Source organism: Citrobacter sp. wls827 (genome assembly GCF_005280875.1).
Taxonomy (GTDB): Bacteria; Pseudomonadota; Gammaproteobacteria; order Enterobacterales; family Enterobacteriaceae; genus Citrobacter; species Citrobacter youngae.
The window spans coordinates 641,237-652,231 of record NZ_SZWR01000010.1 but is presented as its reverse complement, the minus strand read 5'-3'; the positions used below and the strand labels follow the sequence as shown (position 1 = coordinate 652,231).

The 10,995-nt window shown below is 53.5% G+C and carries 9 protein-coding genes; 3 read left to right on the top strand and 6 right to left on the bottom strand.

The window, feature by feature from the left end:
* The first annotated feature begins 201 nt into the window (after positions 1-201).
* The 3 genes from shiA (at position 202) to FDX03_RS06510 (ending at position 4,885) form a co-directional block, all read left to right on the top strand.
* Positions 202-1,518, top strand: coding sequence for a shikimate transporter (gene shiA, locus FDX03_RS06520; protein WP_061068116.1), 1,317 nt, complete (start codon positions 202-204; stop codon positions 1,516-1,518).
* Between the two features lie 118 nt (positions 1,519-1,636).
* A complete protein-coding gene (locus FDX03_RS06515) occupies positions 1,637-3,091 on the top strand; it encodes an AMP nucleosidase (protein ID WP_137345652.1) in 1,455 nt (484 codons plus the stop codon).
* Between the two features lie 15 nt (positions 3,092-3,106).
* A complete protein-coding gene (locus FDX03_RS06510) occupies positions 3,107-4,885 on the top strand; it encodes an aminopeptidase P family protein (RefSeq protein ID WP_137345651.1) in 1,779 nt (592 codons plus the stop codon).
* 55 nt (positions 4,886-4,940) lie between these two features.
* Here FDX03_RS06510 and ptsG read toward each other — a convergent pair whose 3' ends face one another.
* The 6 genes from ptsG to pabC form a co-directional block, all read right to left on the bottom strand.
* Positions 4,941-6,374 carry a PTS glucose transporter subunit IIBC gene (ptsG, locus tag FDX03_RS06505; RefSeq protein ID WP_005128998.1) on the bottom strand — a complete coding sequence of 478 codons (1,434 nt, stop codon included), beginning with the start codon at positions 6,372-6,374 and terminating at the stop codon, positions 4,941-4,943.
* 293 nt (positions 6,375-6,667) lie between these two features.
* Entirely contained in the window at positions 6,668-7,465 is a 798-nt protein-coding gene (locus FDX03_RS06500) for a metal-dependent hydrolase (protein ID WP_048211242.1), read from the bottom strand.
* Positions 7,466-7,475: 10 nt separating this feature from the next.
* Positions 7,476-8,480 carry a DNA polymerase III subunit delta' gene (gene holB, locus FDX03_RS06495; protein ID WP_048211241.1) on the bottom strand — a complete coding sequence of 335 codons (1,005 nt, stop codon included), beginning with the start codon at positions 8,478-8,480 and terminating at the stop codon, positions 7,476-7,478.
* Positions 8,477-9,118, bottom strand: a complete 642-nt coding sequence (gene tmk / locus FDX03_RS06490) for a dTMP kinase (protein ID WP_048211240.1) — start codon at positions 9,116-9,118, stop codon at positions 8,477-8,479. Before tmk ends, holB begins: the two co-directional genes overlap by 4 nt.
* A complete protein-coding gene (gene yceG / locus FDX03_RS06485) occupies positions 9,108-10,130 on the bottom strand; it encodes a cell division protein YceG (RefSeq protein WP_137345650.1) in 1,023 nt (340 codons plus the stop codon). Before yceG ends, tmk begins: the two co-directional genes overlap by 11 nt.
* Positions 10,131-10,132: 2 nt before the next feature.
* The gene (pabC, locus tag FDX03_RS06480) at positions 10,133-10,942 is read right to left on the bottom strand and encodes an aminodeoxychorismate lyase (RefSeq protein WP_137345649.1); all 810 of its coding nucleotides are present in this window, start codon (positions 10,940-10,942) and stop codon (positions 10,133-10,135) included.
* Positions 10,943-10,995: the final 53 nt, after the last annotated feature.

Below are 10,995 nucleotides of genomic sequence, written 5' to 3'. Positions count from 1 at the left end.
GCTTAAGGAAACTTAAGCGGGCTTTTTGCTTATTAATTTCTTCAATCGTCTTATTTTTCATCTTGTCCTCTTGTAAGGGATAAAATCGTTTTATCTTCTCGTCTGTCGCGGTAGTCTCATTACAGTCGTTTAACCTCGACTGCAATGTGCGTAACCTAACTCCAATACTAATAATTAAAAAACAGTACAGACAGGATAACTATGGATTCCACCCTCACCTCCACGGGTCCCCAGCAGGACACCTCATCGCTTAACCGTGCCCGACGTGCCGCACTCGGCAGCTTCGCGGGTGCCGTAGTCGACTGGTATGATTTTCTGCTTTATGGCATCACCGCCGCGCTGGTCTTTAATCGCGAGTTTTTCCCGCAGGTTAGTCCGGCGATGGGAACACTTGCCGCATTCGCCACCTTTGGCGTCGGATTTTTGTTCCGTCCGTTAGGCGGGATAATCTTCGGCCACTTCGGCGATCGTCTGGGCCGCAAACGTATGTTGATGCTTACCGTCTGGATGATGGGTATTGCCACTGCGCTGATCGGGATTATTCCCTCTTTTGACACCATTGGCTGGTGGGCTCCTGTGCTACTGGTGACGCTGCGCGCCGTTCAGGGATTCGCCGTTGGCGGTGAATGGGGTGGCGCGGCGTTGCTCTCGGTCGAAAGCGCGCCGAAAAATAAAAAAGCCTTCTACAGTAGCGGCGTTCAGGTCGGTTACGGCGTCGGGCTACTGCTCTCTACGGGGCTGGTCTCGTTGATTAGCTCGCAAACAACCGATGAGCAGTTCCTGAGCTGGGGCTGGCGCATTCCGTTCCTGTTCAGCATTGTGCTGGTTCTGGGCGCGTTGTGGATGCGCAACAGAATGGATGAATCGGCTGAATTCGAACAGCAAAAACAGGCCCCTCAACCGGTGAAAAAGCGGCTGCCGGTTATCGAGGCGCTCACCCGTCACCCAGGAGCATTTCTGAAAATTATCGCCCTGCGTCTGTGTGAGCTCCTGACGATGTACATCGTCACCGCATTTGCTCTCAACTACTCCACGCAGAACCTGGGGTTGCCGCGCGAATTGTTTCTGAATATCGGGTTACTGGTTGGTGGGCTGAGTTGTTTGACCATCCCCTGCTTTGCCTGGCTTGCCGATCGCTTTGGCCGTCGGCGCGTCTATATTACCGGTGCGCTGGTCGGTACGCTGAGCGCCTTCCCATTCTTCATGGCGCTGGAAGCGCAGTCCATTTTCTGGATAGTGTTCTTCGCGATTATGCTGGCCAACATTGCGCACGATATGGTGGTCTGCGTACAGCAGCCTATGTTTACCGGCCTGTTTGGCGCAAGCTATCGCTACAGTGGCGCAGGCGTGGGTTATCAGGTTGCCAGCGTTGTCGGCGGTGGTTTTACGCCTTTTATTGCCGCTGCATTAGTGACTTTCTCCGGTGGCGACTGGCACAGCGTTGCCATTTACCTGATGGCCGGATGCCTTATTTCGGCCGTGACCGCAATGCTGATGAGAGATAAGCAACACGCGTAAACCTTTATGCGAAGGCCATCGGGTCTTCGCATAATCTTCCTCAACGTCTGACTTTTGTTTCACATTCCTGTGACATACTATCGGGAGAGCAGTACATCTGTGGAACAAGGAGACAGACATGAACAATAAGGGCTCCAGCCTGACCCCGGCTCAGGCATTGGATAAACTGGACGCGCTGTACGAGCAGTCGGTTAAAGCACTGCGTAGCGCCATTGGTAAGTATATTGAAACAGGGACGCTCCCTGACGACATCGCCCGCCAAAACGGTCTTTTTGTTTACCCATCGCTTTGTGTCACCTGGGATGGCAGCGCCACCAATCCCCCCAAAACCCGCGCCTATGGCCGTTTTACCCATGCAGGCTGCTATACCACAACCATCACCCGCCCGTCGCTTTTTCGCCCTTATCTTGAAGAACAACTGACGCTGCTGTATCAGGATTATGATGCGCATATTTCCGTCGAGCCGTCGCAACATGAAATTCCCTATCCGTATGTCATTGACGGCTCTGAACTGACGCTCGACCGCTCGATGAGCGCCGGATTGACGCGCCATTTTCCGACCACCGAGCTGTCACAGATTGGCGATGAAACTGCGGATGGTACCTATCATCCGGCGGAGTTCTCCCCGTTGTCGCACTTCGACGCGCGACGAGTCGATTTCTCGCTGGCGCGACTGCGTCACTACACGGGAACGCCGGTTGAGCACTTTCAGCCCTTTGTACTGTTCACCAACTACACCCGCTACGTCGATGAGTTCGTGCGCTGGGGTTGCAGCCAGATCCTCGATCCGGACAGCCCGTATATCGCGCTGTCATGCGCGGGCGGGATCTGGATCACCGCGGAAACTGAAGCGCCGGAAGAGGCCATCTCCGATCTGGCGTGGAAAAAACACCAGATGCCCGCCTGGCATTTAATTACCACCGACGGTCAGGGGATCACGCTGGTTAATATCGGCGTCGGCCCCTCTAACGCCAAAACCATTTGCGATCATCTGGCCGTACTGCGTCCTGACGTCTGGCTGATGATTGGACATTGCGGCGGTCTGCGTGAAAGTCAGGCAATTGGCGACTATGTTCTGGCCCACGCTTATCTGCGTGACGACCATGTACTGGATGCCGTATTGCCGCCGGATATTCCGATTCCGAGCATTGCGGAAGTGCAACGCGCCCTGTATGACGCTACCAAAGAAGTCAGCGGCATGCCCGGCGAAGAGGTTAAGCAGCGTTTACGTACCGGAACCGTCGTCACCACCGACGACCGTAACTGGGAGCTACGCTATTCCGCTTCTGCGCTACGTTTTAACCTCAGCCGCGCGGTAGCTATCGATATGGAGAGCGCCACCATCGCCGCTCAGGGCTACCGCTTCCGCGTCCCTTACGGCACGCTGCTATGTGTTTCCGACAAACCACTGCATGGCGAGATCAAACTGCCTGGTCAGGCCAACCGTTTTTATGAAGGTGCCATTTCTGAACACCTGCAAATAGGTATCCGGGCTATCGACCGTCTGCGTGCTGAAGGCGACCGACTGCACTCCCGTAAATTACGTACGTTCAACGAACCGCCGTTCCGTTAAGGCCTGAAGGTAACTATGCACAACTCAACTCCTCTTTCCGCCCTGCGCAGTCTGCTGTTAGCGCAGGGACTGGATGGCATGATTGTTCCGCGCGCCGACGCTCACCAAAGTGAAGATTGTACGCCACATGACAATAAACTGGCCTGGCTCACCGGCTTTAGCGGTTCCGCTGGTCTTGCATTGGTACTTCGCGATCGCGCGCTGATGTTTGTCGATGGGCGCTATCAGGTCCAGGTGCGTAACGAAGTCTCTCTCGATGATTTTGAAATCCATCATTTGCACGAGGAACCTCTGGCCGACTACTTGCAGGCTTACGTCACCTCTGGTGCGCGTATCGGCTTTGAACCTCTGCTGATGGTCAACAGCCAATTTGAAGCACTGTCGGCCACTCACTGCAAACTGGTTCCGATGGAACGCGATCCCTTCGACCAGATCTGGCTCGACCGTCCAGCCGCCCCCTGTGGTGTAATTCGTGAAATGCCCGTTGAGATAAGCGGCGAAAGCAGCGCACATAAGCGCGAACGAATAGTGGAACAACTGGCCCAGCATCAGGCCGACGTGCTGGCGATCACGCTGCCGGATAACATCGCCTGGCTGCTGAATGTGCGCGGTTCGGATCTGGCTATGGTGCCAGTGCCGTTTTCGTTTGCCCTGCTCCATCGCAGCGGCGAACTGGAGTGGTTTGTTGATAATAATAAGACGCAGCAGCTGCCTGCATCGTTACTGGAGATGATCACGCTGGCCCCGCAAGAAAACTTTCTTCCGCGCTGCCAGCAACTTGCCCAAGGAAAGCGTTTCCTGGTTGATAAAGACTATGCGCCAGTCGCGCTGCGGTTCGCCATTGAACAAAACGGAGGAGAGGTTCTCTGGACCCCCGACCCCATCACATTGATTAAAGCTCATAAAAATGATGTTGAACTGGCAGGGTATCGGGAATGCCATGAACAGGATGGCGCCGCATGGGTAAACTTTCTGGCCTGGCTGGCGCATGAGGTTCCGCTGCGCGAGGCAGCAGGAAATCCTGTCACTGAACTGGAAGCACAAGCCAAGCAGCTGGCGTTTCGCCAGCAGCAGCCAGGATTTATAGAGCAAAGTTTCAGTACTATTTCCGCCTCTGCCAGCAATGCGGCGATGTGTCATTACCATTCCAGCGAGAAAACAAACACCCCCATCACCACACAGGCAATGTACCTGAATGATTCCGGCGGCCAGTATCAAAATGGCACTACGGATACAACAAGAACGCTCGCCTTTGGTCCACAGGATCCGCAGCGTCGTCTGCATTACACCGCCGTGTTGAAAGGCTTTTTGTCGCTTATCTCACTGCAGTTTCCCACCGGTACTCAGGGACATCAACTGGATGCCTTTAGTCGTCGGGCATTGTGGGATTTAGGTCTGGATTTTGATCACGGTACCGGCCACGGTGTGGGTCATCAGTTACTCATCCATGAGCAACCCCATCGCATCGCCAAAAAAGTAAACCCCTGGCCTCTGGTTGCGGGCAATATCATTACCATCGAGCCGGGTTATTATCTGGCCGGACAATATGGGATCCGTATTGAGAATCAGGTGGAGATTATCAACAGTCGCCCTGGCTTCTGTCGTTTCTCAACGCTGACGCTGGTGCCGATTGATTTGAATCTGGTTGAACTGCATTTGCTCAGCGATGCAGAAAAACAGTGGATTGATGATTACCACCAGCAGGTCAGAGAGACGTTATCCCCCCGCGTGAACGCAGAGGCTCGTCCGTGGCTGTTCGCCGCCACCGCGCCGATTCGCGTTCAGGCCAATTAAGGCAATAAAAAAGGCAGCCCGCAGGCTGCCTTAGTTCTCCCCAACGTATTACTGCTTAGCTGTTACGGATGTACTCATCCATTTCAGTTTTCAGGTTATCGGACTTGGTACCGAAAATAGCCTGAACACCAGAACCCGCGACAACAACGCCCGCCGCACCCAGTTTCTTCAGGCCAGCCTGATCCACTTTGGCAACATCAGCAACGCTGACGCGCAGACGCGTGATGCACGCGTCGAGGTTAGTGATGTTTTCTTTACCGCCGAACGCGGCAACCAGGGCCGGCGCCATTTCGCCAGTCGCGCCCGCTTTGTTGTCTTCAGTCGCATCTTCACGACCCGGCGTTTTCAGGTCCAGCGCTTTGATCAACACACGGAAAATGGTGTAGTACACGATCGCATAACCGATACCGACAATCGGGAACAGCCACAGTTTGCTGCTGTTACCGGACAGAACGATAAAGTCGATCAGACCGTGGGAGAATGATGTACCGTCGCGCATACCCAGCAGAATACAAATCGGGAATGCCAGACCAGCCAGGATAGCGTGGATGATGTACAGGATCGGCGCCACGAACATGAAGGAGAACTCGATCGGCTCGGTAATACCGGTCAGGAACGAGGTCAACGCAGCGGAGATCATGATACCGCCCACTTTCGCGCGGTTTTCTGGTTTAGCAGAATGCCAGATAGCGATAGCAGCAGCCGGCAGACCGTACATTTTGAACAGGAAGCCACCGGACAGTTTGCCCGCAGTCGGGTCACCCGCCATATAGCGAGGGATGTCGCCGTGGAAAACCTGGCCTGCAGCGTTGGTGTATTCACCGATCTGCATCTGGAATGGAACGTTCCAGATATGGTGCAGACCAAACGGCACCAGGCAGCGCTCAATGAAGCCATAGATACCGAACGCCACGACCGGGTTCTGGTATGCAGCCCACTGGGAGAACGTCTGAATAGCAGTACCGATCGGCGGCCAAATGAAGGACAGAACCACACCTGTGAAGATGGCAGCCAGACCAGAAATAATAGGAACGAAGCGCTTACCGGCAAAGAAGCCCAGATACTCAGGCAATTTGATACGGTAGAAGCGGTTGAACATATACGCTGCAATCGCACCGGAGATAATCCCCCCGAGAACACCCGTATCAGCAAGGTGTTTAGCGGCGATCTCTTCAGCAGGTAAATGCAGAACCAACGGCGCAACAACAGCCATGGTCTTGACCATGATGCCGTAAGCAACAACGGATGCCAGAGCGGATACGCCGTCGTTGTTGGTGAAGCCTAACGCAACACCGATAGCGAAAATCAGCGGCATGTTCGCAAAAACAGAACCGCCGGCTTCTGCCATTACGTGCGATACAACGGCTGGCAGCCAGCTGAAGTTAGCGGAACCGACGCCCAGCAGGATACCTGCGATAGGGAGTACGGATACCGGCAGCATCAGCGATTTACCGACCTTTTGCAGGTTAGCAAATGCATTCTTAAACATAATTAGGAGTGCTCCTGAGTATTTGTGCTTTTCTACGTTCTCACGCATTGGCGAGGGGGGAGAACCTCGCCGTGGACAGGGTATCTAAGTACCCTTTATTTATTACACAGAGTAAAATAATTCAGTTCGTTTTTGTTTGACGGCTATCACAATTCAGCTGTGGATGGCCGAAAAACTCGCACATTCCGATAAAATGAGTATCTGAATGTTTCCAACTGGTTATTCACCGCCCATTTAATGGCGGTGAACTTTACTCGCTTTGTTTATTAATTACGAGCTTTAAAAAAACTCAGTTAGCGTACTGATTGCAGGCGAGAGGCGTCGATGTGAAACAGGCGGGCAAAGTTATCTGTGGTGATTTGCGCCAGTTCTTCAACGGCAACACCTTTCAATACGGCCATGTACTCGGCGACATCACGAACCATGGCTGGCTGATTCTCTTTTCCGCGATGCGGCACGGGCGCAAGGTATGGGGAATCAGTCTCAACTAACAAACGATCCAGCGGAACATAACGCGCAGCATCACGAAGCTGTTCAGCATTACGGAACGTGACGATGCCAGAAAACGAGATATAAAATCCGAGATCCAGCAATTTACCCGCAGTTTCCCTGTCCTCTGTAAAACAGTGTAGTACGCCGCCACAATCCGTCACTTTTTCTTCGCGCAGAATTGACAGCGTATCAGCACGCGCATCGCGGGTATGAACAATAACCGGCTTGTGTAACTCACGGCCAATCTGGATGTGGTGGATGAATGATTCCTGTTGGCGAACTTTAGTTTCCGGGGTGTAAAAATAGTCCAACCCCGTTTCACCCATCGCAACTACGCCCTCTTCGGCGGCAAAACGACGCAAATCCTCGACATCATAGGTTTCATCCTGGTTTAGCGGATGAACACCACATGAGAAAACCACATTGTCACGCTCACCAACCAGTTCGCGCATACTGCGGTACCCCGATAGCGTGGTGGCAACGGCAAGGCAGAATTTCACATCGCGTGCGGCCGCTTTCGCCAGCACGTCATCCACGTCCTTATGCAGAGATTGATAATCCAGGCCATCAAGATGGCAGTGCGAGTCGACTAAAAACATAATGTCTCTCTCAAAGATGGGGAACAGGCAGTATGGTGCCTGGTTGCAGATAATGCTCAGTACGGAGAATAAGATCGGTTAATACCAGTTCACGGTTTACGCCTGTCACGTTCAGCAATTGCTGACGACAGTGACAAACGTCACCGAGTATCGCCTGTATCTGCGCGACGGATAACCGCTCAGCGATGGACGATATCAACGTCAGAGCATCAGGATTGGTTAAATGGGCAACACCATACGGACGTTTGAGGGCATCTGTAAACAACGTTGCCAGCCAGTGTAAACGGGTCGCAGCTTGCTCATGGTTGAGTGCTGCCAACAGGATATACCAGTCGTCGGACTGCAATGTGTTCGCCAGTGCCGCACAGAAGTCGGTCCGGTGCGCCCAGCTTTCGGCCTGTAACAGCGAGAGTGCCGCACCGGGCGAACCTGCACTAAGGCGTAACGCGCTCAACAACGCTTCTGACGACGCTGTTACTTCACGGGCAAGCCAGGAAATTGCATACGACTCAGGCGGCGGCGCAAGATGGTGTAACCGGCAGCGGCTACGTAATGTCGCCAGCAGGCGAGCTGGCTCTGTGCTGGCAAGGAAAAACCAGGTTTGCGCGGGCGGTTCTTCCAGCGTTTTCAGCAACGCATTGGCGGCGGCATCGGTTAACTGAGCGGCATCCGGGATCCACACCACTTTCGCACCGCCAAGGCGTGAATGCTCGTACAGCTTCTCGCTGACTTCACGTACCGCATCAATACCCAGCGTGCTTTTGCCTTTTTCCGGCAGCAACGAATAGTAGTCCGGGTGTGTACCTGCCTGCATCAATTGACAGCCACGGCACTGTCCGCAGCTTTTATGTCCTTCTGGCTGCTGGCACATTAAATAGCGGCTAAGAGCGTAAATCAGCGCGTCGTCACCCATGCCGGGTAACGCCTGAATCAGTAGCGCATGGTGACCACGACCCGCCTGGTAGCTGGCTACCAGTTTTTCAAAATCCGGTCGTAACCATGGATACCATTTCATGCGCCCTGCTCCTTCACCCACTCGGTGATGGTAGTGCGGATATCCTCCATCACGACATCAAGCGGCTGTGTTGCATCAATTGTACGAATGCTGGCGTCTTGGGCAGCCAGTTCAAGGTAGCGTGCGCGGGTGCGATTAAAGAAATCGAAAGACTCCTGTTCAATACGATCCAGTTCGCCACGTGCTCGAGCGCGTTTTAGTCCTACCTCAGGTGTCACATCCAGATACAGAGTCAGGTCAGGGCGAAAATCACCAAGCACGGCATCACGCAGTGTTGCCAGCATGTGTTGATCGATGCCTCGTCCGCCGCCCTGATACGCCTGGGTCGACAGATCGTGACGATCGCCAATAACCCATGCGCCTTTTGCCAGCGCCGGCTTAATCACCGTTTCAACCAGTTGTACGCGCGCGGCATAAAACATCAGGACTTCGGCTTTATCGGTAATCACCTCATCGCCGACCGATTTAATGTCCAACACCAGACTTCTTAATTTCTCCGCAAGCTGCGTTCCACCGGGCTCGCGGGTAAATACCATGTCGCGAATCCCGAGTTGCTCAAGAGTCTCTACCACCACATTACGCGCAGTAGTTTTTCCGGCGCCTTCCAGGCCCTCGATAACGATATAGTTACTGCCCATTTTTTTCCTTAAGCACTTTCAGATAATCCTGCACGGAGCGGTTGTGGCTGACAAGATTAGTGTTAAACGTGTGGCCGCCTTTACCGTCAGCCACGAAATAGAGATACGGCGTTTTGGCCGGATGCGCTGCGGCCTGCAACGAAGCCTCACCCGGCATGGCAATCGGGCCCGGCGGCAAACCTGTGATGGTATAAGTGTTATAGGCTGTCGGCATTTCCAGATCCGCACGCGATAATTTGCCATTATACCGTGCCCCCATACCGTAAATCACGGTCGGATCGGTCTGTAACCGCATACCGATACGTAAGCGGTTAATAAAGACCGAGGCCACCTGATCACGCTCACTGGCAACGGCGGTCTCTTTCTCAATAATTGAGGCCATCGTCACCAGTTGATTTTTGTCTTTATACGGCAAGCCGTCAGCACGACTTTCCCAGACGGTGTCCACCGCTTTAACCATTTTTTGATGCGCACGTTTTAGCAACGCCACGTCGGTGGTATTCGCGGTGTACATCCAGGTATCTGGCCAGAACCAGCCTTCCACCCATTGCGGGTTTTCCAGCTTCAGCGCCTGGGCAACGGTCTCGTAGTTATCATCTCTCAGCGTATGCTTGATATACGGCGCATCGCGCAGTTGTTTGAGGTAATCACTCAGGCGCATCCCTTCAACCAGGCGCAACGGGAACTGTGCCTCTTTACCGCTTTCCAGCAGTTGCAGCATGTCCCGCACCGTCATGTCGGGCGTAAAACGGTAGGTTCCGGCTTTAAAATGCGACAGGTCGGGTTCCACACGTAGCAGCCACTGGAACACGCGCGGGCGATTGATAACCTTGTCCGCATACAGCTGTTCGCCGAGAGCCAGGCGGCCCGTACCCGCTTTCAGCGTAAAAATCGTCTCTTCTTTAATCAATAACTTACTGTCCGCCAGATGGCGAACTTTCCACATTCCCACTCCCGCGGCAATGCCCAGCACAACCAGTAATAACAGGACAACGAGTAACAGTTTTTTCATGACTAATTCGGGTGCTCACAAAGTGGGGCTAAAAAATCGAATAACAAACGTGATGACAGCAGCGTGTCGCCACAGGCACGCACGGGAATAAGAGGCATTAACGCATTACAGACGACGATTTCATCGGCCTGCATAACCTCTTCCAACCCGGCATACTTTTCGACAATACTGAACGGCGATTGTGCCAGCGTCCGGATACAGAATTGTCGCATAATGCCGTTCACGCCGGCCTGATCCAGCCGGGGAGTGTAAACCACATCGCCCTTACGCCAGAACAAATTAGCCGCACAGCATTCCGTAACCCATCCCTCACTGTCAAGAACCAGTGCTTCATCGGCGTCCGTCTGCTCAAGATGAGAGCGAATCAACACCTGCTCGAGTCGATTCAAATGTTTAAGCCCGGCAAGCATCGGATTGCGCCCCAGACGAACAGGACTTAACGCCAGCACGATACCTTGTTTTCGCCAGCTATCATAATGCGCAGGGTAAACTGAGACGGAGAGGATACGGGTCGGCTCATGACAGCTTGCCCCACTGTAACCGCGACCGCCACTGCCACGACTGATAATCACTTTCAGTACGCCACGCGCGTGCCCTGCTGCCAGTTTTCCCATTTCAGCTTGCAGTTCTGACCACTTATCGAAGGGGATAAACAATGTTTGGCATGCGTCCTGTAAACGCTGGAGATGCGCTGCAAAAAAGCAAATTTCGCCGTCGGTAATACGCGCAGTGGTAAAGCAGCCATCGCCAAACTGCGTCGCCCGATCGCTTGCAGCCAGCATATCCTGCTCACGGCCATTAATTAAGAACATAGTGGCTCCTTATTCGTGGTCCGCTAGTTTGGCAGGATGAGTCAACCAGGACA

Coding starts and splice junctions, on each gene's coding strand:
- FDX03_RS06515 (WP_137345652.1), top strand. CDS start 1,637: ATGAACAATAAGGGCTCCAGCCTGACCCCGGCTCAGGCATTGGATAAA.
- FDX03_RS06510 (WP_137345651.1), top strand. CDS start 3,107: ATGCACAACTCAACTCCTCTTTCCGCCCTGCGCAGTCTGCTGTTAGCG.
- shiA (WP_061068116.1), top strand. CDS start 202: ATGGATTCCACCCTCACCTCCACGGGTCCCCAGCAGGACACCTCATCG.
- pabC (WP_137345649.1), bottom strand. CDS start 10,942: ATGTTCTTAATTAATGGCCGTGAGCAGGATATGCTGGCTGCAAGCGAT.
- ptsG (WP_005128998.1), bottom strand. CDS start 6,374: ATGTTTAAGAATGCATTTGCTAACCTGCAAAAGGTCGGTAAATCGCTG.
- FDX03_RS06500 (WP_048211242.1), bottom strand. CDS start 7,465: ATGTTTTTAGTCGACTCGCACTGCCATCTTGATGGCCTGGATTATCAA.
- holB (WP_048211241.1), bottom strand. CDS start 8,480: ATGAAATGGTATCCATGGTTACGACCGGATTTTGAAAAACTGGTAGCC.
- yceG (WP_137345650.1), bottom strand. CDS start 10,130: ATGAAAAAACTGTTACTCGTTGTCCTGTTATTACTGGTTGTGCTGGGC.
- tmk (WP_048211240.1), bottom strand. CDS start 9,118: ATGGGCAGTAACTATATCGTTATCGAGGGCCTGGAAGGCGCCGGAAAA.